This is a genomic window from Hydrogenophaga sp. NFH-34 (assembly GCF_021401345.1).
Taxonomy (GTDB): Bacteria; Pseudomonadota; Gammaproteobacteria; order Burkholderiales; family Burkholderiaceae_C; genus Hydrogenophaga; species Hydrogenophaga electricum.
The window spans coordinates 243,760-269,318 of the sequence record NZ_JACBGE010000002.1 but is presented as its reverse complement, the minus strand read 5'-3'; the positions used below and the strand labels follow the sequence as shown (position 1 = coordinate 269,318).

Annotated in this window: 25 protein-coding genes; 18 read left to right on the top strand and 7 right to left on the bottom strand. The window is 62.4% G+C overall.

The features are described 5' to 3' along the window. Nucleotide 1 precedes the first annotated feature (1 nt). Nucleotides 2–823, bottom strand: coding sequence for a glutamate racemase (murI, locus tag L0977_RS03145; protein WP_234263249.1), 822 nt, complete (start codon nt 821–823; stop codon nt 2–4). Continuing rightward, a complete protein-coding gene (locus tag L0977_RS03140; protein ID WP_234263248.1) occupies nt 820–2,373 on the bottom strand; it encodes a fumarate hydratase in 1,554 nt (517 codons plus the stop codon). The genes murI and L0977_RS03140 overlap by 4 nt, the downstream gene beginning before the upstream one ends. A 161-nt stretch (nt 2,374–2,534) precedes the next feature. Between L0977_RS03140 and fumC the strand changes: the two genes are divergently transcribed. Further along, entirely contained in the window at nt 2,535–3,923 is a 1,389-nt protein-coding gene (fumC, locus tag L0977_RS03135; RefSeq protein ID WP_234263247.1) for a class II fumarate hydratase, read from the top strand. Between the two features lie 41 nt (nt 3,924–3,964). Here the strand turns inward: fumC and L0977_RS03130 are convergent, their stop codons facing one another. Beyond that, complete coding sequence (locus tag L0977_RS03130) at nt 3,965–4,567, bottom strand: TIGR00645 family protein (RefSeq protein WP_234263246.1); 603 nt, start codon at nt 4,565–4,567, stop codon at nt 3,965–3,967. Nucleotides 4,568–4,751: 184 nt separating this feature from the next. Here L0977_RS03130 and acs point away from each other — a divergent pair, with 184 nt between their 5' ends. After that, complete coding sequence (acs, locus tag L0977_RS03125; protein WP_234263245.1) at nt 4,752–6,746, top strand: acetate--CoA ligase; 1,995 nt, start codon at nt 4,752–4,754, stop codon at nt 6,744–6,746. Between the two features lie 92 nt (nt 6,747–6,838). On the opposite strand, the gene L0977_RS03120 is transcribed toward acs, so the two are convergent. Next, entirely contained in the window at nt 6,839–7,144 is a 306-nt protein-coding gene (locus L0977_RS03120) for a c-type cytochrome (RefSeq protein WP_234263244.1), read from the bottom strand. A 122-nt stretch (nt 7,145–7,266) separates the two neighbouring features. Between L0977_RS03120 and L0977_RS03115 the strand changes: the two genes are divergently transcribed. The 5 genes from L0977_RS03115 to L0977_RS03095 all read left to right on the top strand — a co-directional run bounded on the left by L0977_RS03115 (nt 7,267) and on the right by L0977_RS03095 (nt 12,739). Continuing rightward, a complete protein-coding gene (locus tag L0977_RS03115) occupies nt 7,267–7,506 on the top strand; it encodes a TIGR04438 family Trp-rich protein (protein ID WP_234263243.1) in 240 nt (79 codons plus the stop codon). 93 nt (nt 7,507–7,599) lie between these two features. Continuing rightward, nucleotides 7,600–9,453, top strand: coding sequence for a dihydroxy-acid dehydratase (gene ilvD / locus L0977_RS03110; RefSeq protein ID WP_234263242.1), 1,854 nt, complete (start codon nt 7,600–7,602; stop codon nt 9,451–9,453). 113 nt (nt 9,454–9,566) lie between these two features. Beyond that, on the top strand, nt 9,567–10,388 hold the full coding sequence (gene lgt / locus L0977_RS03105) for a prolipoprotein diacylglyceryl transferase (RefSeq protein WP_234263241.1): 822 nt from the start codon (nt 9,567–9,569) through the stop codon (nt 10,386–10,388). Nucleotides 10,389–10,391: 3 nt separating this feature from the next. Further along, the gene (locus L0977_RS03100) at nt 10,392–11,159 is read left to right on the top strand and encodes an enoyl-CoA hydratase/isomerase family protein (RefSeq protein WP_234263240.1); all 768 of its coding nucleotides are present in this window, start codon (nt 10,392–10,394) and stop codon (nt 11,157–11,159) included. 38 nt (nt 11,160–11,197) lie between these two features. Then, nucleotides 11,198–12,739, top strand: coding sequence for a malonate--CoA ligase (locus L0977_RS03095; RefSeq protein ID WP_234263239.1), 1,542 nt, complete (start codon nt 11,198–11,200; stop codon nt 12,737–12,739). A gap of 90 nt (nt 12,740–12,829) precedes the next feature. Here the strand turns inward: L0977_RS03095 and L0977_RS03090 are convergent, their stop codons facing one another. After that, nucleotides 12,830–13,273: a universal stress protein gene (locus L0977_RS03090; RefSeq protein WP_234263238.1), complete on the bottom strand. Its 444-nt coding sequence runs from the start codon at nt 13,271–13,273 to the stop codon at nt 12,830–12,832. 113 nt (nt 13,274–13,386) lie between these two features. Between L0977_RS03090 and L0977_RS03085 the strand changes: the two genes are divergently transcribed. The 9 genes from L0977_RS03085 (at nt 13,387) to L0977_RS03045 (ending at nt 21,439) form a co-directional block, all read left to right on the top strand. Then, nucleotides 13,387–15,756 (top strand): heavy metal translocating P-type ATPase, encoded by a 2,370-nt coding sequence (locus L0977_RS03085; RefSeq protein ID WP_234263237.1) that lies wholly within the window; start codon nt 13,387–13,389, stop codon nt 15,754–15,756. Between the two features lie 37 nt (nt 15,757–15,793). Further along, nucleotides 15,794–15,931, top strand: coding sequence for a cbb3-type cytochrome oxidase assembly protein CcoS (gene ccoS, locus L0977_RS03080; protein WP_234263236.1), 138 nt, complete (start codon nt 15,794–15,796; stop codon nt 15,929–15,931). A gap of 68 nt (nt 15,932–15,999) precedes the next feature. After that, complete coding sequence (gene ccoN / locus L0977_RS03075; protein WP_234263235.1) at nt 16,000–17,445, top strand: cytochrome-c oxidase, cbb3-type subunit I; 1,446 nt, start codon at nt 16,000–16,002, stop codon at nt 17,443–17,445. A gap of 16 nt (nt 17,446–17,461) precedes the next feature. Further along, the gene (ccoO, locus tag L0977_RS03070) at nt 17,462–18,103 is read left to right on the top strand and encodes a cytochrome-c oxidase, cbb3-type subunit II (protein WP_234263234.1); all 642 of its coding nucleotides are present in this window, start codon (nt 17,462–17,464) and stop codon (nt 18,101–18,103) included. A 12-nt stretch (nt 18,104–18,115) separates the two neighbouring features. After that, nucleotides 18,116–18,253 (top strand): cbb3-type cytochrome oxidase subunit 3, encoded by a 138-nt coding sequence (locus L0977_RS03065; RefSeq protein WP_234263233.1) that lies wholly within the window; start codon nt 18,116–18,118, stop codon nt 18,251–18,253. A 29-nt stretch (nt 18,254–18,282) separates the two neighbouring features. Further along, nucleotides 18,283–19,197: a cytochrome-c oxidase, cbb3-type subunit III gene (gene ccoP / locus L0977_RS03060; protein WP_234263232.1), complete on the top strand. Its 915-nt coding sequence runs from the start codon at nt 18,283–18,285 to the stop codon at nt 19,195–19,197. 119 nt (nt 19,198–19,316) lie between these two features. Then, the gene (gene ccoG, locus L0977_RS03055; protein ID WP_234263303.1) at nt 19,317–20,729 is read left to right on the top strand and encodes a cytochrome c oxidase accessory protein CcoG; all 1,413 of its coding nucleotides are present in this window, start codon (nt 19,317–19,319) and stop codon (nt 20,727–20,729) included. Then, nucleotides 20,689–21,069, top strand: a complete 381-nt coding sequence (locus tag L0977_RS03050; protein WP_234263231.1) for a nitrogen fixation protein FixH — start codon at nt 20,689–20,691, stop codon at nt 21,067–21,069. Before ccoG ends, L0977_RS03050 begins: the two co-directional genes overlap by 41 nt. 61 nt (nt 21,070–21,130) lie before the next feature. Then, on the top strand, nt 21,131–21,439 hold the full coding sequence (locus L0977_RS03045; protein ID WP_234263230.1) for a hypothetical protein: 309 nt from the start codon (nt 21,131–21,133) through the stop codon (nt 21,437–21,439). A 50-nt stretch (nt 21,440–21,489) separates the two neighbouring features. On the opposite strand, the gene fnr is transcribed toward L0977_RS03045, so the two are convergent. Further along, nucleotides 21,490–22,209 carry a fumarate/nitrate reduction transcriptional regulator Fnr gene (fnr, locus tag L0977_RS03040; protein WP_234263229.1) on the bottom strand — a complete coding sequence of 240 codons (720 nt, stop codon included), beginning with the start codon at nt 22,207–22,209 and terminating at the stop codon, nt 21,490–21,492. A gap of 180 nt (nt 22,210–22,389) precedes the next feature. Here fnr and hemN point away from each other — a divergent pair, with 180 nt between their 5' ends. Together hemN and L0977_RS03030 are read left to right on the top strand one after the other, a co-directional pair. After that, a complete protein-coding gene (hemN, locus tag L0977_RS03035; RefSeq protein WP_234263228.1) occupies nt 22,390–23,769 on the top strand; it encodes an oxygen-independent coproporphyrinogen III oxidase in 1,380 nt (459 codons plus the stop codon). A 72-nt stretch (nt 23,770–23,841) separates the two neighbouring features. Next, nucleotides 23,842–24,501, top strand: coding sequence for a sulfite exporter TauE/SafE family protein (locus L0977_RS03030; RefSeq protein ID WP_326491043.1), 660 nt, complete (start codon nt 23,842–23,844; stop codon nt 24,499–24,501). A 20-nt stretch (nt 24,502–24,521) separates the two neighbouring features. On the opposite strand, the gene L0977_RS03025 is transcribed toward L0977_RS03030, so the two are convergent. After that, nucleotides 24,522–25,469 (bottom strand): DMT family transporter, encoded by a 948-nt coding sequence (locus tag L0977_RS03025; RefSeq protein WP_234263226.1) that lies wholly within the window; start codon nt 25,467–25,469, stop codon nt 24,522–24,524. Nucleotides 25,470–25,559: the final 90 nt, after the last annotated feature.

Genomic DNA, 25,559 nt, shown 5'->3' with positions numbered 1-25,559 from the left:
GTCAGGCTTGCCACAGCTGCGCCTGTTCGGGAACCCCGAGCCAGCGGTGGGCGAGCCGGGCCAGCATGGTGGGATCGGCCGTGCTGAGCAGGGTCAGCGAAGCATGCGCATGGGCGGGGCTCGGACGGAGCGCGAGCAGTACCTCCCGGGTGCGCCGCGCCACCGGTGTGCCGGTTTCTATCAAGTGCGCCTGGCCGCCGCACAGAGGGCGCAGGATGTCGGCCGCAAACAGGTAATGGGTGCAGCCCAGGACCCAGGTGTCGATCTGCTGGGGTGAGGGGACAGTGGCTTGTACCGCATGGACGTAGCGCTCGCACAGGGTCTGGATCAGCGCCGTGTCATCGCGTTCAATGGCCTGGGCGAGGCCGTCGCAGGCCTGGCTGTGAAAGTGTGGTCCGCTGCCATCGCCCTTTTGCAGCCGCTGTTGCAGTTGGTGGAAACGCGCGCTTTCCACCGTTCCTCGGGTAGCGAGTACGCCGATGTGCCCGGTGGCAGTGAGCGCGGCAGCGGGTTTCAGCGCCGGCTCGACGCCGACGATGGGCAGGTCGTGGTGGGTCTGACGCAGGTGGTCAATGGCCTGTGCGGTGGCCGTGTTGCAGGCCACGACCAGTGCATCCAGCGGGTAGTCGCGCCGCAGCCCTGCTGTGATGCGGTGCGCACGTTCCGTGACTGCCGCCGCACCGCGCTCACCATACGGGGCGTACGCTTGGTCAGCCACGTAGACGAAATGCGCTTCCGGGATGGCCACCAGCAGGGCGCGCAGCACACTCAGGCCGCCCACCCCGCTGTCGTAGACACCCACGGTGTAGCCAGGCGGGCTCAAGCGGCGGCGACCTCGATGCCCTTGAACTCGCCGGTGGCGATGCGCTTTTGCCATTCGGCCGGGCCGGTGATGTGGGCGCTGGTACCGCCCGCGTCCACGGCCACGGTCACCGGCATGTCGACCACATCGAATTCGTAGATGGCTTCCATGCCCAGGTCTTCAAAGCCCACGACCTTGGCGGTCTTGATGGCCTTGGAGACGAGGTACGCCGCGCCACCGACGGCCATGAGGTAGGCGCTCTTGTGGTTCTTGATGCTTTCGATGGCGACCGGGCCACGCTCGGCCTTGCCGATCATGGCGATCAGGCCGGTCTGCTCCAGCATCATGTCGGTGAACTTGTCCATGCGCGTGGCGGTGGTCGGGCCGGCGGGGCCGACGGCTTCGTCCTTCACCGGATCGACCGGGCCGACGTAGTAGATGACGCGGTTGGTGAAGTCGACAGGCAGTGGCTCGCCCTTGGCCAGCATGTCCTGGATGCGCTTGTGCGCGGCGTCGCGGCCGGTGAGCATCTTGCCGTTGAGCAGCAACGTGTCGCCGGGCTTCCAGCTCGCCACTTCTTCCTTGGTGAGCGTGTCGAGGTTGACCTTCTTGCTCTTGTTGTAGTCGGGTGCCCAGTCGATCTTGGGCCACAGGTCGAGCGAGGGCGCTTCCAGGTACACCGGGCCCGAACCGTCGAGCACAAAGTGGGCGTGGCGTGTGGCCGCGCAGTTGGGGATCATGGCCACGGGCTTGGAGGCCGCGTGGGTGGGGTACATCTTGATCTTGACGTCGAGCACCGTGGCCAGGCCGCCCAGGCCCTGTGCGCCGATGCCCAGCGCGTTGACCTTCTCGTACAGCTCCAGGCGCAGTTCCTCGACCTGATCGAGCTTCTCGCTGCGCGCGGCTTTCTGCTGCAGCTCGTACATGTTCAGGTCGTCCATCAGGCTTTCCTTGGCCAGCAGCACGGCCTTTTCGGCGGTGCCACCGATGCCGATGCCCAGCATGCCCGGCGGGCACCAGCCGGCGCCCATGGTGGGCACGGTCTTGAGCACCCAGTCGACCAGGTTGTCGCTCGGGTTCATCATGATCATCTTGGACTTGTTCTCGGAGCCACCCCCCTTGGCAGCGACGGTGATGTCCACCTTGTTGCCGGGAACGATCTGGGTGAAGATCACCGCCGGTGTGTTGTCCTTGGTGTTCTTGCGCGCGAACTGCGGGTCGCCCACGACCGAGGCGCGCAGCATGTTGTCGGGGTGGTTGTAGCCACGGCGCACGCCGTCGTTGATGGCGTCTTCCAGTCCGGCGGGGAAGCCCTCCCAGCGCACGTCCATGCCGATCTTGAGGAACACGTTGACGATGCCGGTGTCCTGACAGATCGGGCGGTGTCCGGTGGCGCTCATCTTCGAGTTGGTGAGGATCTGCGCCATTGCGTCCTTGGCCGCCGGGCTTTGCTCGCGCTCGTAGGCGCGGGCCAGGTGGGCAATGTAGTCGGCGGGGTGGTAGTAGCTGATGTACTGCAGCGACGCAGCGATGGACTCCACGAGGTCGTGGTAGCGGATGGTCGTGGTCATGGTGGGGTCTTCGTTGGGGACAGAACCTGAGAATTATCGCTGCCGCCCTGACGCTGTGCTTGCCCTGCACCGGTAGGCTTTCTGGGGTTGTAGTGTTTGGGAATGGTTCGTGTTTGCAATAATGTGAATCACCTTCCTCTGACCCTGCCAATCACCTTGCCATGAGCACGACTCGTACCGAAAAAGACACCTTTGGACCCATCGAAGTGCCTGCCGACAGGCTGTGGGGCGCGCAGACCCAACGCTCGTTGCAGAACTTCGATATCTCGGGCGAGAAGCAGCCGCGCGAGATCATCAGGGCGCTGGCGCAGGTCAAGCGCGCCTCGGCCGCCGTCAACCATGCGCTGGGGCTGCTCGACGCGAAGAAAAAGGATGTCATCGTCGCGGCGGCGCAGGAGGTCATCGACGGGCGGCATCCTGATGAATTTCCGCTCGTGGTCTGGCAGACAGGATCGGGCACGCAGACCAACATGAACCTCAATGAGGTGATCGCCAACCGGGCCAGCGAACTGCTGGGCGGGGAGCGCGGGGAGGGGCGGCTGGTGCATCCCAACGACGACGTGAACAAGAGCCAGTCGTCCAACGACGTGTTTCCCACGGCTTCGCACGTGGCCGCGGTGGATGCGCTGACGAACCGGCTGCTGCCTGCCATTGACGTGCTGTCAAAGACCCTGGCGCAAAAGGCCCGGGACTTCGACCACATCGTCAAGATCGGCCGCACGCATCTGCAGGACGCCACGCCCCTCACACTGGGCCAGGAGATCTCGGGTTGGGTGGCGCAACTGGAGCATGGCAAGAAGCATGTGCTGGCCGCGTTGCCGCATCTGCACGAACTGGCGCTGGGCGGCACGGCCGTCGGCACGGGGCTGAATGCGCCCAAGGGCTATGCCGAAGGTGTGGCGCAGGAACTGGCCCGCATCACCGGGCTGCCGTTTGTGAGCGCGCCCAACAAGTTCGAAGCATTGGCTTCCCAAGACGCGCTGGTGCACGCGCACGGTGCGCTCAAGACCCTGGCGGCGAGCCTGACCAAGATCGCCAACGACGTGCGCTGGCTGGCCAGCGGCCCGCGCAGCGGGATCGGTGAGATCCGCATTCCCGAGAACGAGCCCGGCTCGTCCATCATGCCGGGCAAGGTGAACCCGACGCAGAGCGAGGCGCTGACCATGTTGGCGGCACAGGTCATGGGCAACGATGTGGCGATCAACATCGGTGGCATGTCGGGCAACTTCGAGCTGAACGTGTTCCGCCCGGTGGTGGCCCACAACTTCCTGCAGAGTGTGCGGCTGCTGGCCGATGGCATGGTCAGCTTCAACGACCACTGCGCGGTGGGCATAGAGCCCAACCTGGAGCGGATCGATCACCTGGTCAAACAGTCGCTGATGCTGGTCACTGCGCTGAACCCGCACATTGGCTACGACAAAGCCGCTGCCATCGCCAAAAAGGGCCACAGGGAAGGCACCAGTCTGCGCGATGCTGCGATCGCGTCGGGCTACGTTACGGCCGAGCAGTTTGATGAATGGGTGGTGGCCGAGCACATGGTCGGCCGTTGATCGGCGCTGCCAGCGCAAGCGCTGGCAGGCGTCATCTGGGGTCAGTGATCGGGGGTGTCTGCCACCGGATGCATGATGCGGTCGGTGGCGGCGATGGCCATCGCGCTGAGCAGGAAGACCACATGGATCAGCGTCTGCCACATCAGCACCTTTTCCGAGTAGTTGCCGGCGTTGATGAAGGTCTTGAGCAGATGGATGGAGCTGATGCCAATGATGGCGGTGGCCAGCTTCACTTTGAGCACCGACGCATTGACGTGGCTAAGCCATTCGGGCTGGTCCGGGTGGTCCTGCAGGTTCATGCGGCTGACGAAGGTCTCGTAGCCGCCCACGATGACCATGATGAGCAGGTTGCTGATCATCACCACGTCGATGAGCGCCAGTACCACCAGCATGATGACCGTCTCGTTCAGGCCGGTGATTTCCACGTCCGATTTGTAGCCGATGCTCTCGACCAGCTTGTGCAGTGCGACCTCACTGCCGAAGGCCGCTTCGATCAGGTGCACGAGCTCCACCCAGAAGTGGAAGACGTAGATGGCCTGGGCAGCGATCAGGCCGATGTACAGCGGCAGTTGCAGCCAGCGGCTGGCAAAAATCAGGTTGGGCAGCGCGCGCGTGGTGCCCGGGGTTTTGACGGGAGGGTTCATGGGCGGAGACAATGGAAAATGGGCTGCCGCAAGGCGGCAAAACTGGCGGTATTGTAGGTCTGCGAGGTGCACGAGCAGGCCGTCTGCGCGTGTGTTGCGCCGCAGCATGTAAGTGGCTCGTAAGAGCCTTTGCGCACATTTCGGCCGGTCTTTTGGTTCCCTGCAACATCTGAGGAGACAACGCATGTCCACACCGTCATCGGCGATCGAATCCACCCTGGTCGAGAACCGCGTTTTCGAACCCAGTGAAGCCACGGTCAAGGCAGCGCGGATTGCCGGCATGGGTGCCTACGAGGCACTGTGCGCCGAAGCCGACAAGGACTTTGAAGGTTTCTGGGCCCGCCAGGCGCGCGAAAACCTGGTTTGGAGTAAGCCGTTTACCCAGGTGCTCGACGCGTCGAACAAGCCGTTCTATAAGTGGTTCCAGGATGGCGAGCTCAATGCCTCGTACAACTGCCTCGACCGGCACATCGGTACGCCGGTCGAAGACAAGACCGCCATCATTTTTGAAGCCGACGACGGCGCTGTCACGAAAGTCACGTACAAGGAACTGCTGGCCAAGGTGGCCCAGTTCGCCAATGCGCTGAAAGCACGGGGTGTGAAGAAGGGTGACCGTGTGGTCATCTACATGCCGATGACCATCGAGGGTGTGGTGGCCATGCAGGCTTGCGCTCGGATCGGTGCCACCCACAGCGTGGTGTTCGGGGGCTTCTCCGCCAAGGCGCTGCAGGAGCGCATTCAGGACGTGGGCGCCGTGGCGGTGGTCACGGCCAACTACCAGATGCGTGGTGGCAAGGAACTGCCGCTCAAGGCCATCGTTGACGAGGCGCTGGGTCTGGGCGGCTGTGAGTCGATCCAGACGGTGATCGTCTATGAGCGCACCAAGACCGCCGTGAACATGGTTGCCGGCCGCGACATCACGATGAGCGATGCCCTGGCCGGGCAGTCGACCGATTGTGCGGCCGAGCCGGTGGGCGCCGAGCATCCGTTGTTCGTGCTCTACACCTCCGGCTCCACGGGCAAACCCAAGGGGGTGCAGCACAGCACGGGCGGCTACCTGCTGTGGACCCGGCTCACCATGGACTGGACCTTCGACATCAAACCGGAAGATGTGTTCTGGTGCACGGCCGACATCGGCTGGATCACCGGCCACAGCTACGTGGCCTACGGCCCGTTGGCCGCCGGTGCGACGCAGATCGTGTTCGAAGGCGTACCGACCTATCCGAACGCAGGCCGCTTCTGGCAGATGATCGAGAAGCACCAGTGCACGATCTTCTACACGGCACCCACGGCCATCCGCTCGCTCATCAAGGCTTCGGACAGTGACGAGAAGGTGCATCCGAAGAACTGGAACCTCGGCTCGCTCCGCATCATGGGTTCGGTGGGTGAGCCGATCAATCCGGAAGCCTGGATGTGGTACTACAAAAACGTTGGCGGTGAGCGTTGCCCCATCGTCGATACCTTCTGGCAGACCGAAACGGGGGGGCACATGATCACCCCGCTGCCGGGCGCCACGCCGCTGGTGCCGGGGTCTTGCACTTTGCCACTGCCGGGCATCGCCACCGCCATCGTCGACGAGACGGGCAACGACGTGCCCAATGGATCGGGTGGCATCCTGGTGGTGAAGAAGCCCTGGCCTTCGATGATCCGCACCATCTGGGGTGACCCGGAGCGTTTCAAGAAAAGCTACTTCCCGGAAGAACTCAAGGGCTACTACTTGGCTGGCGATGGTGCGGTACGCAGCGCTGATCGCGGTTATTTCCGCATCACCGGCCGCATCGACGATGTGCTGAACGTTTCGGGCCACCGTATGGGCACCATGGAGATCGAGTCGGCTTTGGTGGCCAAGTCCGATCTGGTGGCCGAAGCCGCCGTCGTGGGACGCCCGGACGACCTGACCGGCGAAGCCATCGTGGCGTTCGTGGTGCTCAAGCGCCCGCTGCCCACGGGGGACGAGGCCAAGGCGCTGGCCAACGAACTGCGCAACTGGGTAGGCAAGGAAATTGGTCCGATCGCCAAGCCGAAGGACATCCGCTTTGGCGAGAACCTGCCCAAGACCCGTTCGGGCAAGATCATGCGCCGCCTGCTGCGCTCAATCGCTAAGGGGGAAGCCATTACCCAGGACACCTCGACGCTGGAAAACCCGGCCATCCTGGAGCAGCTCGCCAAGACCAACTGAGAAATCCTGCCCCGATCTGCGTCTGTGGGTGGGGCCTTCACTGCAGCAAAAAGCCCGCCATTGGCGGGCTTTTTGCTGGACAAGCGAGTGGCTTATTTCTGACTCAGGATCCAGGCCACGAGCTTTTTGGCGTCGGCTTCGCTGACCTGGGGGTTGGCGGGCATCGGGATGGCGCCCCACACGCCCGAGCCCCCCTTGATCACTTTGGCGGCCAGTGCATCGGCAGCCTTGGCGTCACCGGCGTATTTTTTGGCCACATCCTTGTAGGCGGGCCCCACCAGTTTCTTGTCGACGGCGTGGCAGGCCATGCAGTTCTTGCTCTTGGCCAGCGCTTCATCGGCCATGGCAGGGGCAGAGATGGCGGCCACAGCGGCCATAATCAGGAGAGCACGTTTCATGGGGTTATTCCTCTGGAATGGAAGTGTGAATCTCACGAGCCAATTCTACCCAGTCGCCCGGGCTTCGATACGCGTGGTTACAGCTTCTTGCCGGCTTCACGGGTGCTTTACCGGAGGATGTGATGTATTTGTTGATTCTGGGTCTGCTGATGGCGCTTCTCAAGTTCCTGGAGTTCGGCTTTCTGGCTGAAATCTCCTGGTGGTGGGTGCTGGTTCCGTTCGGTTTGGCCGCTTTGTGGTGGGTCTGGGCCGACAGTTCGGGTTACACCAAACGCAAGGCCGCCGAGAAGATCGAGCAGAAAAAGCGCGACCGCATCGAAAAGCACCGCGAATCGCTGGGCTTGCACAAGCGCCGCCATTGAGGGCAGGGTAATCCCGGGAACGGGATGGGACAGCAGGGCTTTGGTGCGTGACCGATAATCCAGAGTCCCCCCGTCCCCACTTTTTGCTCCGACATGCCTGCTTACCGTTCCAAGACCTCCACCGCTGGCCGCAACATGGCTGGTGCGCGCTCGCTGTGGCGCGCCACCGGCATGAAGGATGAGGACTTTGCCAAGCCCATCATCGCCATCGCCAACAGCTTTACCCAGTTTGTTCCCGGCCATGTGCACCTGAAGGACCTGGGCCAACTGGTGGCGCGCGAGATCGAGGCTGCTGGTGGTGTCGCCAAGGAGTTCAACACCATCGCGGTGGATGATGGTATCGCCATGGGTCACGACGGCATGCTGTACTCGCTGCCCAGTCGCGACATCATTGCCGACTCGGTGGAATACATGGTCAACGCCCACTGCGCCGACGCGCTGGTGTGCATCTCCAACTGCGACAAGATCACGCCCGGCATGCTGATGGCTGCCATGCGGCTGAACATCCCGGTGGTGTTCGTCAGCGGCGGCCCGATGGAAGCAGGCAAGGTGCGTCTGGCCAATCCGGTGACCCAGACCATCGAAATCAAAAAACTCGACCTGATCGATGCCATGGTGATGGCAGCCGACAGCAAGGTGAGCGATGCCGACGTGGCCGAGATCGAGCGCAGCGCTTGCCCCACCTGCGGCAGTTGTTCCGGCATGTTCACCGCCAACTCGATGAACTGCCTGACCGAGGCCCTGGGCCTGTCGCTGCCGGGCAATGGCACCGTGGTGGCCACCCATGCCGATCGCGAAAGCCTGTTCAAGCGGGCTGGTCACCTGATCGTGGCACTGGCCAAGCGCTATTACGAAGGCGACGATGCCAGCGTGCTGCCGCGCAGCATCGGCAAAAAGGCCTTCGAAAATGCGATGACGCTCGATATCGCCATGGGCGGCAGCACCAACACCATCCTGCACATCCTGGCTGCGGCGCAAGAGGCTGGCATCGACTTCACGATGACCGACATCGACCGCCTCTCGCGCAGCGTGCCCCAGCTGTGCAAAGTCGCACCCAATACCAACAAGTACCACATCGAAGACGTGCACCGTGCGGGCGGCATCATGGCCATCCTGGGTGAACTGGCGCGCGGTGGCAAGCTGCACCTGGATGCGCCCACCGTGCATGCCAAGACCCTCGGTGATGCGTTGGCCCAATGGGACATCGCGGTCAGCAACGACGAGGCGGTGCAGACTTTCTACAAGGCTGGTCCGGCTGGCATTCCCAGCCAGGTGGCTTTCAGCCAGGCCACACGCTGGCCCAGCCTGGATCTGGATCGGGCCGACGGCTGCATTCGCAGTGTGGACCACGCATTCAGCCGGGAAGGTGGCTTGGCCGTGCTGACCGGCAATATCGCGCAGAACGGCTGTGTGGTGAAAACCGCCGGCGTGGACGACAGTCTGCTCGTTTTTGAGGGGCCCGCCCATGTGGTGGAGAGCCAGGATGAGGCGGTGGACCACATCTTGAATGACCAGGTCAAGGCGGGTGACGTGGTCGTGGTGCGCTACGAGGGCCCGAAGGGCGGTCCTGGCATGCAGGAGATGCTCTACCCCACGAGCTATATTAAGAGCAAGGGCCTGGGCAAGGCCTGCGCCTTGCTGACCGATGGCCGCTTTTCGGGCGGCACTTCGGGGTTGTCCATTGGGCACTGCTCGCCCGAGGCTGCGGCTGGCGGCAACATCGGCCTGGTGCGCACCGGCGACCGCATTCGCATCGACATTCCCAGCCGCACGATCAACGTGCTGCTGAGCGATGAAGAGTTGGCCCGCCGCCGAACCGAACAAGATGCCAAGGGTTGGAAGCCGGCCGAGCCACGCCCGCGCAAGGTGAGTGCCGCGCTGAAAGCCTACGCACTGCTGGCCACCAGTGCCGACAAGGGCGCGGTGCGCGACCTTTCCCAACTGTAAGCCGCAAGGCGTCGTGGCCGCTGTACGGCGGCCCGGCGCCGGGTGGGGGCCCATGCGCACTGCGGCCTGCGCATGGCCGGGTTCTTGCCACAGAGTCCGGCACAATCTCGGGCATGCTGATTCACCCGCAGATCAATCCCATCGCCCTTGAGCTCGGCCCGGTGGCGGTTCACTGGTACGGCCTGACCTATCTGGCCGCGTTCGCGTTGTTCATGTTGCTGGGGCGCGCTCGTCTCAAGCATGAACCCTATGCTTCCATGACCGGGCCTCGCCCTTGGTCCGCCCGGGATGTCGAAGACATCCTTTTCCTGGGGGTGCTGGGCGTGGTGGTGGGCGGTCGCCTGGGGTACTGCCTGTTCTACAAGCCTGCGTACTACCTCGCACACCCGTTGGAGGTTTTTGCGGTCTGGCAAGGTGGCATGAGCTTCCACGGTGGCATGCTGGGTGTGCTGGTGGCCATGGTCTGGTACGCCCGCAGCCGTCAGCGACCCTGGCTTCAGGTGATGGATTTTGTCGCGCCCTGTGTGCCCACCGGTCTGGCTGCAGGCCGCGTAGGCAATTTCATCAACGGCGAGCTCTGGGGGCGCGTGGCCGATCCTTCATTGCCCTGGGGCATGGTGTTCAGGGGCGCGGGGGAGCTGCCGCGCCACCCGTCGCAGGTCTACCAGTTCCTGCTCGAAGGGCTGTTGCTGTTTGTGGTGCTGTGGCTGTTTGCGCGGCGGCCCAGGCCCATGGGGCAGGTGTCGGCCCTGTTCCTCATGGGGTATGGCGTGCTGCGCTTCGTGGTGGAGTTTTTCCGCGAGCCTGACGCCCATCTGGGCCTGCTGTCGCTCGGACTCAGCATGGGCCAGTGGTTGTGCGTGCCCATGGTGCTAGCGGGTATGGCGCTGTGGGTCTGGGCGGGCCGTCGGGCGCTGGTGCCCGCCCGGGGCTGAGGCATGGCGGGCCAGGTTCTGTTGCTCATCGAAGGGGCGGTGGCGCGGGTGGTGCTTTCGCATCCGGGGCGGTTCAATGCCATGTCGCGCAGCATGTGGCGCGACTTGCGCACCACGTTCGTCGCCTTGCAGGCGCGTGATGATCTGCGCGGCGTGATCGTGTGTGGCGATCAAGGGCATTTCTGCGCCGGGGGCGACATTTCTGAATACCCGGGTTTTCGCTTCGACGAAGCGGGGTTGCGCGATTTCCATGAGAACGACGTCTGGGGTGGTCTGCAGGCCATGCTGGATTGCGACCTGCCGCTGATTGCGCAGATTGAAGGCAACTGCATGGGGGCGGGGGTGGAAATCGCCAGTTGCTGCGATATACGGATTGCCGGCGAGGGGGCGAAGTTCGGCGCACCCATCGCGAAGCTGGGCTTTCCCATGGCGCCGCGGGAGGCCGAGCTCGTGGCGCGTGAAGCCGGGCTGGCAACGGCGCGGCAGATGTTGCTGGAGGCGGTGGTGCTCGATGCTGCCGAGATGCTCCGGCGTGGTTTTGTGCAGGCTGTGCTGCCCGATGCGGAGGTCGTCAGCGATGTGGTCCAGCGTGTGCAACACCTGGCGCGTTGGGCGCCGCAAGCGGCACGTCTGAACAAGCGCACATTGCGAGCATTGGCGAGTGGCCGATCCGCCGAGTCTTTGTTGTCCGAAGCCTATGCCTATGCGGACAGTGCGGAACACCGCGAGGGCATTGGTGCGTTCATGGCGAAGCGGTCACCGGCGTTTTGAGCAGGCCTTTCGGCGCGCCGGTCATCCCAGGAGAATTCATGGAAAACCAGAACCTTTTCAGTGCGCTGCGCGCGTCCTTTCCTGCCGATCTGCACGCCCTCGCCATCGAGACCGATGACGGCCTGCGCTACAGCTGGCGTGATCTCGACCGGGCCACCGCCATGATGGCGAATCTGCTGGATGCGCTCGATCTGCCAGCGCATTCGCGCATTGCCGTGCAGGTGGAGAAATCGGTCGAGGCCTTGGTGTTGTACCTGGCCACGCTGCGTGCCGGTCACGTGTTCCTGCCCCTGAATACCGCTTATCGGCAGGCAGAAATCGCGTACTTCATCGGCAATGCCGAGCCGGCGGTGGTGGTGTGCGCGCCGGCGAACCACGGTTGGGTGAGCAAGCTGGCCTTTCAGGCAGGCACCCGCTATGTGTTCACCTTGGGTGAAGACCGCACGGGCAGCTTGCTGGACCGTGCTGCCCCCATGCCGGACAGCCATGCGCCGGCGGTTCGGAAAGCCGACGATCTGGCCGCGATTCTCTATACCAGCGGTACCACCGGACGCAGCAAAGGCGCCATGCTCTCGCACGGCAATCTGCTGAGCAATGCGCAGGTGCTGCGGGACTACTGGCAGTGGCAACCCGACGATGTGCTGATCCATGCGCTGCCCATCTTCCATGTGCACGGCCTTTTCGTGGCCATTCATGGTGCGCTCATCAATGGCAGCCGGATGATCTGGCTGTCGAAGTTCGATCCGAAGCGGGTTGTTGAAAAACTGCCGGAAGCCACCGTGTTCATGGGCGTACCCACGCTGTACGTGCGCATGCTGTCCGAGCCGGCGCTCACCCAGGCGCAAGCGGCGCGCATGAGGTTGTTCATCTCAGGGTCAGCACCCCTGCTGGTTGAGACCTTTCGCGATTGGCAGACATGCACCGGCCACACCATCCTGGAGCGTTATGGCATGAGCGAGACGGTCATGCTCACGTCCAACCCCTGTGGCGTGGACCCGCGCCATGCCGATGCTACCGAGCGCCGGGGCGGAACGGTGGGCTTTCCCTTACCGGGTGTCGATCTGCGTGTGGTGGACGAGGCGGGGCAGGGTGTGGCGAGCGGTGAGATCGGCGGAATTCAGGTGTGCGGTCCGAATGTGTTCCGGGGCTACTGGCGCATGCCAGAGAAGACTGCGGAAGAGTTCACCGCCGACGGTTTTTTCAAGACGGGCGATGTGGGCCGGATCGATGCCGATGGTTATGTGACGATCGTGGGGCGTAGCAAGGACCTGATCATCTCCGGTGGCTACAACGTCTATCCAGCCGAGATCGAATCCGTTATCAACGAGATGCCGGGGGTGGCCGAGAGCGCGGTGGTGGGGGTACCGCATCCGGATTTTGGCGAGGTCGGCGTGGCCGTTGTGATTGGCCGTCAGGGTGCGGATATTGACCCAGAGCCGGTGCTGGCCGATCTCAAAGTACGTCTGGCCAACTTCAAGATTCCCAAGCACTGCGTGGTCGTGACCGAACTGCCGCGCAACACCATGGGCAAGGTACAGAAAAACCTGCTGCGCGAGCAGTACAGGGGCCTCTTCGGGTAAGAGGCTTTCGCCGAGTGGGCGCAGCCCTCAAGGAGGCTGCCCGCACAGTTCCATCAAGGTGGTTGCGGGCAGCGTGTGGGTGTTGGGCTGTTATCTCAACACGAGCACCGGGATGTGCGAGTGCGTCAGCACCTGTTGGGTCTCACTGCCCAGCAACAGCCGCTTGAGGCCTTTGCGTCCATGCGAGGCCATCACAATCAGATCCACCTTGTTGCGCTTGGCGGCCGAGATGATGGCTTCGGCAATCAGGTCGGACTTGACGGTGATGGGCTTGACCTTGACCTCCCGTTTCTGACCGGCTGACTTGACGGCATTGACCGCTTCCATGGCTTCGTCCTGCCATTGCTTCTCGATCTTGGCCACTTCGGCGGCCGCCAATGCCACGCCCCCTTCAAAGTAGGTCTGCGGGTAGCGGGGAACGACTTTGACGGCCACGATTTCAGCGCCGGTGATGTCGGCCAGTCCAATGGCGTGTTCGACGGCCAGATTGGACAGTTTTGACCCATCGGTCGCGACCAGAATGCGCTTGTACATCGAGATCTCCTGGGAATATGGTGAAGACAGACAACAGGTTACGCACACAGGGTTCCACCCCGGTTGATATATGTCAAGCCCCGGTTTCGGACCCTGAAGTACGCTCCCGGCCCATGAACAAGGCCCTCGCCGTGCCCCCGGTGGGCCCCTCACCAGACAGTCTCCCGGCCGGGGAGCCGGTCGATGACGTGTTTGGTGCGCACCGGGGGCCGTTGACGGTGACCGATGACTTCACCGTGCTCGATGACCCTGTGGAGCAGCAGGAGTTCACCACGTACGAACCGGCGGCCGAAGCGTCGCCTGGCGAAGCGGGTGTGGCGCAGTCGGTGCTGCTGGTTCAGGGCATGTACTGTGCCGCCTGTGCCGACACCGTCGAATGTGCGCTGCAGGATCTGCCAGGCGTGGAAAGCGCCCGGGTGCATGCAGCCACCCGCCGGTTGACCCTGCGCTGGGATCCGGCACAGGCGAGACTCTCCGATTTGGCGCAGGCCGTGGGGCGCACAGGGTATCGCCTCCTGCCGTTGCAGCAGGCGCTGTCCATCAGTGAGCGCTTGCGCGAGACGCGCATGGCGCTGTGGCGGCTGTTCGTGGCGGGTTTCTGCAACATGCAGGTCATGATGTACGCATGGCCGGCGTATGTGGCCAAACCCGGCGAGATGCCCGCCGATCTGGAGCAACTGTTGCGCTGGGCGAGCTGGATCCTCAGTGTGCCTGTTGTGACATTCGCCAGCGGCCCGTTCTTCCGCAATGCCTGGCGCGATCTGCGCCTGGGGCGTGTCGGGATGGACACGCCGGTGTCCATCGGCATCCTGGTCACTTTTTTGGTGAGCACGGCGGCCACGTTCGATCCATCCGGTCCCTGGGGACACGAGGTGTGGTTCGATTCGCTCACCATGTTCGTGTTTTTCCTCCTGGGTGGACGTTACCTGGAACACAAGGCGCGTGATCGCACGGCGGGGGCACTGGACACGCTCATGAACCGGTTGCCCGAGGTCTGCGATCGTCAGGCGGCGGAAGGGCGCTTCGAAACCGTGTCGGTGCGGCGCTTGTCCGTTGGTGATGTGGTGCGGGTCAGCGCGGGGCAGGCCTTTCCGGGGGACGGCGCCATCCTCAGCGATTCCGCCACGGTGGACGAGACGCTGCTCACCGGTGAGTCGCATCCGGTGACGCGCTCGGCGGGCGAGTCGGTGGTGGCGGGCAGCTTCAATCTTGCCGGGCCCGTGCTGATGCGCGTGGACCGTCTGGGGCGCGATACCCGTTTTGCCCAGATCGTGGCGTTGATGGAAAAGGCTTCCACGGACAAGCCCCGTTTGGCCGTTCTGGCTGATCGCATTGCGGCCCCATTTCTGGTTATCGTGCTGCTCAGTGCGTTGTTTGCCGGCTGGTATTGGTGGCAGATCGACCACAGCAAGGCGTTGGCGGTTGCCGTGGCGGTGCTCATCGTGACCTGCCCCTGTGCCTTGTCGCTGGCCACGCCGGCGGCCATGCTGACTTCGGCGGGGGCGTTGGCACGGCGCGGAACGCTTGTGCGGCGCTTGCAGGCCTTCGAGTCGTTGGCGGGCATCGACGCGGTGGTGTTCGACAAGACCGGCACGCTTACTCATGATCGTCTCGAACTCGAAAGTGTCCGGGCTCGCGAAGGATGGACGTCAGCCATGGTTCTGTCGCTGGCCGCTGAGCTTGCGCAAGGTTCTCTTCATCCGGTTTCGCGTGGCATTGTGGCGGCCGCCAAGCTGGCGAACCCGATGGAGGGTGCTCCTTCAGCGCGTGGAGATTGTCGTGAACTGGCTGGCCAGGGCTTGCAAGCCCTGAGGGCCGACGGGACGCTCGTCCGCCTCGGCTCTGCCAGCTTCTGTGGGCTGGCTGCGGATACCGCCAACGAGACCCCAAAAGCTTATCTGGCCGATGCCGACGGGTGGTTGGCCACTTTCGAGCTGCGAGAGGGGCTGCGCGAAGATGCCCGGGCAACGGTGGCCGCCTTGCACGATTTGGGTGTCCAGACTTGGCTGTTGTCGGGAGATCGCCAGGCAGCCGCGGAGCGGGTTGGGCGTGAGGTGGGTGTGGGCGCTGTGATTGCGGGTGCAACACCAGAACGCAAGCTCGCCGAGCTGGAAGCCCTTCAGGCAAAAGGGCGCCGTGTGGCGATGGTGGGCGATGGTCTCAACGACGGCCCGGTGCTGGCACGTGCACACACGTCATTTGCATTGGGGCACGCCGCAGCGCTCGCGCAGGCCCAGTCCGATTACATCATTCAGGGCGGGCGTCTGATGGATGTGGTCTTGACGTTGCGCCAAGCCCGTTCCACCATGCGCATCGTGCGGCAGAACCTGGTGTGGGCCGCGCTGTACAACGCGGTGAGCATTCCGATGGCGCTGGTTGGCTGGATGCCCCCGTGGCTGGCCGGCCTGGGCATGGCAGGCAGTTCCCTCCTGGTGATCGGCAATGCCTTGCGTCTGGCGGGCTCCACGCGGGCGCGGGCCTGAGAAGGCTTTCGCTCATCAACTCAACCTGGGTTTGACCATGGACATTCTGTACTTGCTTATTCCGCTTTCCGTCCTGCTGGTCTTTGTCATCATCGGCGTGTTCTGGTGGGCTTTGCAGTCGGGGCAATTCGACAACATCGAGCGCGAGGGCGAGCGGGTTCTCAGAGGCGATTGACTTACGTCAAGGCGGCAGGGGGTGCCGAAAACGACACTCCCGCTGGTGACATTTACGAGGAGTTCTGTATGTCCGTGACAACAAAGACCGGCCAACCGGCGGTCTACAACGACAGCGTGGTTCGCTGGTTCTCCATCGCTGCCGTGATTTATGGCGTGGTGGGGATGCTGGTGGGCGTGATCATCGCGGCCCAGCTGACGTGGCCCGAGCTCAACATGGGGATCGAATGGATCACCTACGGCCGCTTGCGACCGCTGCACACCAATGCGGTGATCTTCGCCTTCGGAGGGTGTGTGCTGTTCGCGACGAGCTACTACGTTGTCCAGCGGACTTGTCACACCCCGTTGTTCTCCAATGCGCTGGCGTGGTTCACGTTCATTGGCTGGAACATCGTCATCGTTTCTGCGGTGATCACCCTGCCGCTGGGAATTACATCCGGCAAGGAATACGCCGAACTGGAATGGCCGATTGACATCCTGATCGCGGTGACCTGGGTGGCCTACGCCATCGTGTTCTTCGGCACGGTCGGTATTCGCAAGGTCAAGCACATCTATGTGGCCAACTGGTTCTTCGGCGCTTTCATCATCGCCGTGGCGCTGCTGCACATCGTCAACAGCGCGGCCGTGCCGGTCGAACTGTTCAAGTCGTACTCTGCCTACGCCGGGGTGCAGGACGCGATGGTGCAATGGTGGTACGGCCACAACGCCGTGGGCTTCTTCCTGACCGCCGCTTTCCTGGGCATGATGTATTACTTCATCCCCAAGCAGGCCGAGCGTCCCGTGTATTCGTATCGCCTGTCGATCGTGCACTTCTGGGCCCTGATCTTCACCTACATGTGGGCCGGCCCCCACCATCTGCACTACACCGCGCTGCCTGACTGGGCGCAGTCTCTGGGCATGGTGTTCTCCCTCATCCTCCTCGCGCCCAGCTGGGGCGGCATGATCAACGGGATCATGACGCTCTCGGGTGCCTGGCACAAGCTGCGTGACGACCCCATCCTGCGCTTCCTGATCGTGTCGCTGTCGTTCTACGGCATGTCCACCTTCGAAGGCCCGATGATGTCCATCAAGACAGTCAACGCGCTGTCGCACTACACCGACTGGACGGTGGGTCACGTGCACTCCGGTGCTCTGGGCTGGGTGGGTCTGGTGTCCATGGGCTCGCTGTACTACCTGATTCCGCGCCTGTTCGGTCAGAAGAAGATGTATTCGGTGCCCGCCATCGAACTGCACTTCTGGATCGCCACCATCGGTATCGTGCTGTACATCGCTGCCATGTGGATCGCCGGTGTGATGCAAGGTCTGATGTGGCGCTCGGTCAACCCCGATGGCAGCCTGACCTACACCTTTGTCGAATCTGTCAAGGCCACCTTCCCGTTCTACGTGATCCGTCTGCTTGGCGGCGTGCTGTACCTGACCGGCATGATCGTGATGCTCTGGAACGTGGTGATGACGGCTCTGCAAGGCCGCGCCGTGAACGCGCCCGTGATCGCCGTCAACCCTGCCCACGCCTGATCAGGAGAACAACAAAATGGCTAGCAATGAAAAGCTGACCGGCCACGCCCGGATCGAGACCAGCAACTTTCTGATGATCGTCCTGATCACCCTCGTGGTGGCTGTGGGTGGTCTGGTGGAAATCGTGCCGCTGTTCTTCCAGAAGTCGACCACGCAGCCGATCGAGGGGCTCAAGCCCTATACCGCGCTGCAGGTGGCCGGTCGTGACATCTATGTCAAGGAAGGCTGCTACAACTGCCACTCGCAGATGATTCGCCCGTTCCAGGCCGAGACGCTGCGTTATGGCCCGTACTCGGTGGCGGGTGAATTCGTCTACGACCGGCCCTTCCAGTGGGGCTCCAAGCGCACCGGTCCGGATCTGGCCCGCGTTGGTGGCCGTTACAGCGACGAATGGCACCGCTTGCATCTGCACAACCCGCGGGATGTGGTGCCGGAGTCGAACATGCCCGCCTACCCCTGGCTGGAGAAGAAGACGGTCAAGGCTGAAGGTCTGCCCAAGCGCATGGAAGTGTTGCGCATGCTGGGCGCTCCGTACACGGACGAGGAGATTGCCCAGTCGGTGGACGAGGTCAAGGGCAAGACCGAGCTGGACGCTCTGATCGCCTACTTGCAAGTGCTGGGTACCGCGCGCAGTGCGGCCAAGCTGGCTCAGCAGTGAAGGAGTGACGACATGGACATCAACGACCTTCGCAGCATCGTCACGGCGATCAGCCTGCTGACCTTCGTCGGCATTGTGGTCTGGGCCTGGTCCAAGCGAAACCAGGCCGACTTTGAAGAGGCAGCCCGGCTGCCCTTCCAGGAAGACTGAAGACCCGCCCCACGATCAAGAGAATCATCATGAGCGATTTCACCAGCGACTTCTGGCATATCTACGTCGGCGGCCTCGCCCTGGTCAGCATCATTGCCTGTGCAATCCTGCTGTGGGTCAGCGGCACCACCAAAGCTGCGACCCATGCCGACAATACCACTGGTCACGTCTGGGACGTGGACCTTAAGGAAATGAACAACCCGCTGCCCAAGTGGTGGGTCTACCTGTTCATCATCACCGTTGTGTTTGCGCTGATCTATGGTGCGTTGTACCCCATGTTCGGCAAGTTCCAGGGGGCCCTGGGCTGGTCGTCGCAGGGTCAGCATGCGACCGAGGTCAAGAAGGCCGAGGATGCCATTGCCCCGGTGTATGCCAAATTCACCGGCATGACCCCGGAGCAGATGGTGGCCGATCCTGAAGCACGGGCCATCGGTGAGCGCCTGTTCATGAACTATTGCGCGCAGTGCCATGGTTCGGACGCCCGAGGCTCCAAGAGCTTTCCCAATCTGACCGATGGTGACTGGCTGGGCGGTACGGGCCATGAGTACATCAAGACCACCATTGCCAACGGCCGTACCGGTGTGATGCCTCCCATGGCGGCAGCAGTGGGTTCGGCAGAAGATGTCCGTAACCTGGCGCACTACGTGCTGAGCCTCTCCGGCAGTCCCAACGATTCGGTCCGCGCCACGTTGGGCAAGGAGAAGTTTGCGGCCTGTGCTGCTTGCCACGGACCTGATGGCAAGGGCATGCATGCCATGGGGGCCCCCAACCTCACTGATGGCACCTGGTTGCATGGTTGGGGTGAGGATGCCATCGTCCGTGCGGTCAACAATGGTTTCACCAACCACATGCCGGCTCAATCGGCGTTGTTGAACGAGGCGCAGATCAACGTGCTCGCGTCGTATGTGTGGGGCCTGTCGACCAAACCCGGTACGGCACAGTAAGCCCTCATCGACCCCAGGCATGAGATCTCATGCCTGGGGTTTTCTTTTTTTAAAGTGCCTTTGTGAGTTCTCATCCCCCAGCAGCGAGTGCTTTGTCTCAAGAGTCTTCCGCTGACAAGGTGACGTCCCGGTCGCCCGCAGGTGGCGGTGATGAGGCCGTGCTTTCGCTTTACGTCTCCCAAAAGAAGATCCAGCCCCGGTCTGTTTTCGGTCTCTTTACCAAGTGGCGCTGGGCTTTGGTGTGGGTGACCCAGATCGCTTTTTATGGGGTGCCATGGCTGCAGTGGAATGCCCGCCAAGCGGTTCTCTTTGATCTGGAGTCCCGTCGGTTCTTCCTCTTTGGACTGGTGCTCTATCCCCAGGACTTCATCTATCTGACAGGGTTGCTGGTCATTTCAGCGCTGGCCTTGTTCCTTTTCACGGCGGTGGCGGGGCGTCTCTGGTGTGGTTATGCCTGTCCCCAGACGGTCTACACAGAAATATTCCTTTGGATAGAGAAAAGGGTGGAGGGGGAGCGCTCGGCCCGGCTGAGGCTCGATGAAGCCCCGATGTCTGTGGCCAAAGTGGGCAAGCGTGGCCTCAAGCACCTGCTCTGGCTCATCTTTTCCCTCTGGACGGGCTTTACCTTTGTCGGGTATTTCACCCCCATTCGCGAACTGGGCTCGCTGACGCTGATGGCTTCGCTGGGGCCGTGGCAGACCTTCTGGGTGTTTTTCTACGGTCTGGCGACCTATGGCAATGCGGGTTTTCTGCGTGAGCAGGTGTGCAAGTACATGTGCCCGTATGCCCGCTTCCAGAGTGCGATGTTCGATCCGGACACGATGATCGTGACCTACGACGAAGCGCGCGGTGAACCACGTGGGGCGCGCTCCAAGAAGGCCGACCCGAAAGCGCTTGGCTTGGGGTCGTGTGTCGACTGCACGCTGTGCGTGCAGGTGTGTCCGACCGGAATCGACATTCGCAAGGGTTTGCAATACGAGTGCATCGGTTGTGGTGCCTGCATTGATGTGTGCGACGAGGTCATGGACAAGGTTGGGTATCCGCGTGGCCTGATCCGGTATTCCACACAAAACGGCGTGGCACAAGGCTGGAGTCGGCAGGCGATGATCCGGCGCGCCTTCCGACCCCGGGTGCTGGTCTATACCGCGGCATTGGGGGCTATCACGGCGGCCTTACTGGTCAGCCTTTATTTACGCACCCCGCTGAAAGTGGATGTGATCCGTGATCGTGGAGCACTGGCTCGCATGGTGGAGCAAGGGCGGATCGAGAATGTGTTCCGCTTGCAGGTCATGAACGCGACTGAACACCCGCAACGCTATTTTCTCGATGTGGACGGACTGCCGGATATCGTGATTGCGTCGGATCGGTGGGTGGATGTGCTGCCTACTGAGGTGCGTTCGGTCGCCGTTCGTGTGCAAATTCCTCCGGATGCTGCAGAGCCCGGTTCGCACCCCATTCGTTTTCTCGTGCGCTCGTCTGAGAAGCCGACCGATGCAGTCGCCGAAAAGGCTGTCTTTCTGGTTCCTCGATAAACTGAAACCTCACCACATCAACCACATGGACTGGGTCATGAACTCCCCTCAGAAAACGCCTCCTGCCTCTGCACCTATCCCGTGGTGGCGGGTCCCTCATATGTGGCTGGTACTGGGGGGGCCGATGGCTGTTGTGGTGGCAGGCATTGCCACAGCGGTGATTGCCTACTGCAACCAAGATCCTGTGCTCGACAAGGTCGAATACGAGCGGGATCTGGCTGCTGCCAAAGCACTGCAGGGAAAGGAGCGGGTGGACGCGCTTGTCAAAATGCAGCCGGCCGGACAGGCCCGCAACCATGCGGCATCCCCCGTGGTGCCCGGTGAGGCGCCTGAGCGCTGAGCCTTTCGGGGGCGAGCCCGTCGACCCCGAATCTCGACTTCGTGCGTAGAGGAGACCGACGATGAAAGCGCAGCGATGGATGTGGGTAGGGTGGCCATCATTTCTGGCCGCCGCCGTGCTGGAAATGCTGGTGTTTGCCATGGTGGATCCGCACGACCTGCACTGGTTTGGTGAACCTGTGGCATTGTCCCGGCAAGCGGTCTATACCCTGGCCTTTTTTGGCTTCTGGGCCATCACGCTGACGTCGAGTGCGCTGACCACATTGCTCGCCATGTCGCCGCTGGAGGTGAACCGTTGTCCTGTGCCGGAGGACCAGCGGCCCGAAGGCTGTGTCCGCCACCCGCATGCAGGGGATCCGGCACAGTCATAAAAAAGCCCTTCGGTGCACCGAAGGGCTTGGGGTGAGATGTCAGATGCCAGTCAGCGGCAGGTGCCTGGATTGACGATCAACCTCAGGCCGTCGGTGTTCTTGATGTGCACATAGCGCTGCTTGACGTCGATGATGCCTTCGTCGACGAATTTCGAAAACGTGCGGCTGACCGTTTCGAGCTTCATGCCCAAGTAGCTACCGATCTCTTCTCGCGTCATGCGCAGGATGAGCTCGGACTGCGAGAAGCCGCGTGCATGCAGGCGCTGCACCAGGTTCAGCAGAAAGGCCGCCAGCCGCTCCTCGGCACGCATGCTGCCCAGCAGCAGCATGACCGAGTGATCGCGCACGATCTCGCGGCTCATGATCTTGTGCACATGGTGCTGCAAGGTCGTGAATTCGCGTGAGAGTTCTTCGACCTGATCAAAAGGCATCACACAGACCTCGGCATCCTCCAGGGCGATTGCATCGCAGGAGTGACGGTCGCTCACGATGCCGTCCAGACCGATGATCTCGCCAGTCATCTGGAAGCCGGTGACCTGATCGCGGCCATCAGCCGTGGTGACGCAAGTCTTGAAAAACCCCGAGCGGACCGCGTAGAGGGAGGTGAACTTGTCACCCACATTGAAGAGGGCTGTTCCCCGCTTGATGCGTCGACGGGTGGAAACCACACTGTCGAGTTTGCTCATCTCGTCTGTACTCAGGCCCATGGGCAGACACAGCTCGCGAAGGTTGCAGCTCGAACAGGCGACTTTGATGCTTTGGACGTCCATAAATCTTCCGCCAATTGGCGCTCGAAGCTTAACCCATGGATGGGAGGGTGTCGAGAAATCCCAGTGCCATCAAGGCGTTGGGTGTGGGGATAACCCCGTACGCGCGGTCTCTTTTGACCAAGATCAAGGGCCGTGCCAACCCACTGAGGCACATTGGAACGCCCAAGTGGAGAACTGCCAGTGAGTCACGCCATATCCGACGAATTGCTCAAGCGATTCGACATTCCAGGTCCCCGATACACCTCGTATCCGACCGCCGACCGCTTCGTGGAGGCGTTCACCGAGGCAGATTACGTCAGGGCTCTTGAACAGCGTCGAGCAGGCTCGTTGGCGTTGCCGCTGTCACTGTATGTGCATGTCCCGTTCTGCGAGTCGGTGTGCTACTACTGTGCCTGCAACAAGGTCATCACCAAACACCATGAGCGTGCTGCCGAGTATCTGCGCTACCTGACCCGCGAAGTCGAACTGCAGGTTCAGCATTTTGGCAAAGGGCACAACGTTTCGCAGTTGCATCTGGGGGGCGGCACCCCTACCTTCCTGTCCGACCCGGAGCTGGAAGATTTGATGACCATGCTGCGCCGCAATTTCACGCTGGTGCCCGGCGGGGAGTACTCGATCGAGGTGGATCCGCGTACCGTTACCAGCCAGCGCTTGCAGACACTGGCACGCCTGGGCTTCAACCGCCTGAGCTTCGGGGTGCAGGACTTCGATCCGGCCGTGCAGAAGGCGGTGCATCGCGTGCAGCCCGCAGAGCAGGTGTTTGCATTGGTCGATACTGCCCGCAAGATCGGGTTCGAGTCGGTCAATGTGGACCTGATTTACGGTCTGCCGCTGCAGACACCGGAATCGTTTGCTCGAACGCTTGCCCAGGTTAACGAGCTGCGCCCTGACCGCATTGCGTTGTACGCATACGCCCATCTGCCCACGCGCTTCAAACCTCAGCGGCGCATCGTCGCGGCCGAGTTGCCCAGCCCGGGAGACAAACTGTCCATGCTGTCGATGTCGCTCGATGCGATGAGCGATGCAGGGTACGTGTATGTGGGCATGGACCATTTCGCCTTGCCTGGCGATGCGCTCGCCGTGGCCAAGCGACAAGGGCGTCTGCATCGCAACTTCCAGGGCTACAGCACGCAGCCCGACTGCGATCTCATTGCGCTCGGGGTGTCGGCCATTGGCCGTATTGGCGCCACCTACAGCCAGAATGCCAAGACCCTGGAAGACTATTACGATGCGCTGGACCAGGGGCGCTTGCCTATCGTGCGGGGGTTGGCCTTGTCGCGCGATGACCTGCTGCGTCGCTCGGTCATCATGTCCATCATGTGCCAGGGGGCGGTGCAGTTCGAATCCATCGAGCTGGGACATCTGATCGATTTTTCGACCTACTTCGCCCGTGAGCTGGAAACCCTGGACGGGCTGGTCGAACAAGGGTTGCTCAAGATCAACAGCGCTGGGATCGAGGTCACAGCCACCGGTTGGTACCTGGTGCGGGCGATTGCCATGGTTTTTGACAAGTACCTGCAAGGCGACATCGATCGCGCACGCTTTTCCAAGATCATCTGATGGGCAACGGGCATGTCGGGGTGCGGTGACGCCCCCGTGTTCGCCTGCTAGAGTGCTTCCATGCAGACCTCGATGGCTTTGACAGCCCTGTTCATGGGCGTGGTCGGTGGCCCGCACTGCGTGGCCATGTGTGGGGCTGCCTGCGCCGGCATCAGCCGCGCAGCCGGTTCACGGAGTACACAGGCTTTGTGGTCCTTCCAGGTCAGCCGCATGGTGGGGTACGCCCTGTTCGGTGCTTTCGCTGCGGGGTCTGTGCAAGGCCTCGCTTGGCTGGGAACCAACACCCAGGTGGTTCGCCCGGTGTGGACCATGTTTCACGTGGCGGCGCTGCTTCTGGGTGTGACGCTGATATGGCGCGCGCGCCAGCCCGGCTGGATCGAGGATCTGGGGCAGGGGGTCTGGCGCCGTGCCCGGCCGGTGCTCGCAGGCATGGGCAGCAAGGCTCCGGTGGTGCTTGGGGTGGCCTGGGCGCTGATGCCTTGTGGGCTGCTCTACTCGGCGTTGCTCATGGCTTCTTTGTCGGCCAGTGCGCTCGATGGGGCGCTGATCATGGCCTTGTTTTCGGCGGGCACTTCGCTGTCGCTCACGGCAGGTCCGTGGTTGTTGTTGCGTGTCCGGGGTGGCGCTTCGGGGGGCTGGGCGATTCGGCTGGCAGGCTTGGCGCTGGCTCTCACATCCGGGTGGGCGCTCTGGATGGGCATCACGCAGCCTACCGGCTTGTGGTGTCTTTGACCGAAGGTCTTGAGATACCTTCAGTTCGGGCGGCGTGCAGGCAGGGTGGCCAGAACAAGGCCGAGCAAGGCAATGACGAAAGCCAACACCTGCAGCGATGACAGGCGCTCGCCCATGAACAGCACGCCAACCGCCGCGGCACTCACCGGCAGCATGACGGTAAACACACCAGCCCGAGACGCAGGCACCGTCTTCAGGCCGGTCATCCACAGCCAGACGGTCCACATGCTTGCAGCCAGGGCATAGAAGACCAACAGCGCCCACAGCCCCATTGACACACTGCCGAAATCAAAGGAGAAAGCGGCCCAGAGCCCCAGGGGGGTCACCAGGGCAAAGCCCCAGAGGTTGATGATGGCCGAGATGCGTTTGGGGCCAAGCCCTTCGGTCAAGCGTTTGCCGATCACAACATAGGAGGCTTCGCAGACCACGGCGGCAAAAACGAGCAGGTTGCCCCACACGGTCAGGGATACCCCGGCAAATTGACTGGCAGTCGCCGCGAGCGCATCGTCGTGTATCGGTTTCTGCAACGAAAACAGAGCGATGCCGATGGCGGCACAGGCGATGGCTGCTGAGGTACGGTGACCAATGCGCTCTTTGAGGAAGAGGGCGCTGAGGATGGCCACGACCGCGGGAATGGCAGACATCACCACGCCGGCCGCCACGGCGGTGGTCAAGCGCACGCCAAACAACATGCAGATGGAAAAGAGGAAATTGCCCAGAAACGATTCCAGGAACAGCAGGCGTTTTACCCGCGGTGTGATGGGGGGCTCGTCTGCCGGACGGCGCAGCCAGGATGCCATCGCCAAACCGCCGATACCAAAACGCAACCAGGCCAGCAGAAACACCGGAAATATGGCCACCAACGGCTTGGACAAGGCCACATAGCTGCCAACGAGCGACATGCTCAGGGCCAAGGCCCCGTAGGCCAGCCAACGGGGAGCGGTTGCGACAACGGGGAGGGCCGACATGGCTGCGCATCATGCCTCAAGCGGGGACGCGCCTCCATGAGTGCCTTCCACAATGAGAAAGTTAAATTTTGTATTGTGGAAGTATTTGTG

Excerpts from the sequence above, each read along its gene's own strand:
- L0977_RS03090 (WP_234263238.1), bottom strand. The coding sequence starts at position 13,273 with ATGTACAAGCGCATTCTGGTCGCGACCGATGGGTCAAAACTGTCCAAT.
- ccoS (WP_234263236.1), top strand. The coding sequence starts at position 15,794 with ATGGACATTCTGTACTTGCTTATTCCGCTTTCCGTCCTGCTGGTCTTT.
- L0977_RS03130 (WP_234263246.1), bottom strand. The coding sequence starts at position 4,567 with ATGAACCCTCCCGTCAAAACCCCGGGCACCACGCGCGCGCTGCCCAAC.
- L0977_RS03120 (WP_234263244.1), bottom strand. The coding sequence starts at position 7,144 with ATGAAACGTGCTCTCCTGATTATGGCCGCTGTGGCCGCCATCTCTGCC.
- ilvD (WP_234263242.1), top strand. The coding sequence starts at position 7,600 with ATGCCTGCTTACCGTTCCAAGACCTCCACCGCTGGCCGCAACATGGCT.
- L0977_RS03085 (WP_234263237.1), top strand. The coding sequence starts at position 13,387 with ATGAACAAGGCCCTCGCCGTGCCCCCGGTGGGCCCCTCACCAGACAGT.
- L0977_RS03050 (WP_234263231.1), top strand. The coding sequence starts at position 20,689 with ATGCAGTCGCCGAAAAGGCTGTCTTTCTGGTTCCTCGATAAACTGAAA.
- L0977_RS03045 (WP_234263230.1), top strand. The coding sequence starts at position 21,131 with ATGAAAGCGCAGCGATGGATGTGGGTAGGGTGGCCATCATTTCTGGCC.
- L0977_RS03115 (WP_234263243.1), top strand. The coding sequence starts at position 7,267 with ATGTATTTGTTGATTCTGGGTCTGCTGATGGCGCTTCTCAAGTTCCTG.
- L0977_RS03100 (WP_234263240.1), top strand. The coding sequence starts at position 10,392 with ATGGCGGGCCAGGTTCTGTTGCTCATCGAAGGGGCGGTGGCGCGGGTG.
- L0977_RS03030 (WP_326491043.1), top strand. The coding sequence starts at position 23,842 with ATGGCTTTGACAGCCCTGTTCATGGGCGTGGTCGGTGGCCCGCACTGC.
- L0977_RS03065 (WP_234263233.1), top strand. The coding sequence starts at position 18,116 with ATGGACATCAACGACCTTCGCAGCATCGTCACGGCGATCAGCCTGCTG.
- fumC (WP_234263247.1), top strand. The coding sequence starts at position 2,535 with ATGAGCACGACTCGTACCGAAAAAGACACCTTTGGACCCATCGAAGTG.
- ccoN (WP_234263235.1), top strand. The coding sequence starts at position 16,000 with ATGTCCGTGACAACAAAGACCGGCCAACCGGCGGTCTACAACGACAGC.
- lgt (WP_234263241.1), top strand. The coding sequence starts at position 9,567 with ATGCTGATTCACCCGCAGATCAATCCCATCGCCCTTGAGCTCGGCCCG.
- ccoP (WP_234263232.1), top strand. The coding sequence starts at position 18,283 with ATGAGCGATTTCACCAGCGACTTCTGGCATATCTACGTCGGCGGCCTC.
- L0977_RS03025 (WP_234263226.1), bottom strand. The coding sequence starts at position 25,469 with ATGTCGGCCCTCCCCGTTGTCGCAACCGCTCCCCGTTGGCTGGCCTAC.
- L0977_RS03095 (WP_234263239.1), top strand. The coding sequence starts at position 11,198 with ATGGAAAACCAGAACCTTTTCAGTGCGCTGCGCGCGTCCTTTCCTGCC.
- fnr (WP_234263229.1), bottom strand. The coding sequence starts at position 22,209 with ATGGACGTCCAAAGCATCAAAGTCGCCTGTTCGAGCTGCAACCTTCGC.
- acs (WP_234263245.1), top strand. The coding sequence starts at position 4,752 with ATGTCCACACCGTCATCGGCGATCGAATCCACCCTGGTCGAGAACCGC.
- ccoO (WP_234263234.1), top strand. The coding sequence starts at position 17,462 with ATGGCTAGCAATGAAAAGCTGACCGGCCACGCCCGGATCGAGACCAGC.
- L0977_RS03140 (WP_234263248.1), bottom strand. The coding sequence starts at position 2,373 with ATGACCACGACCATCCGCTACCACGACCTCGTGGAGTCCATCGCTGCG.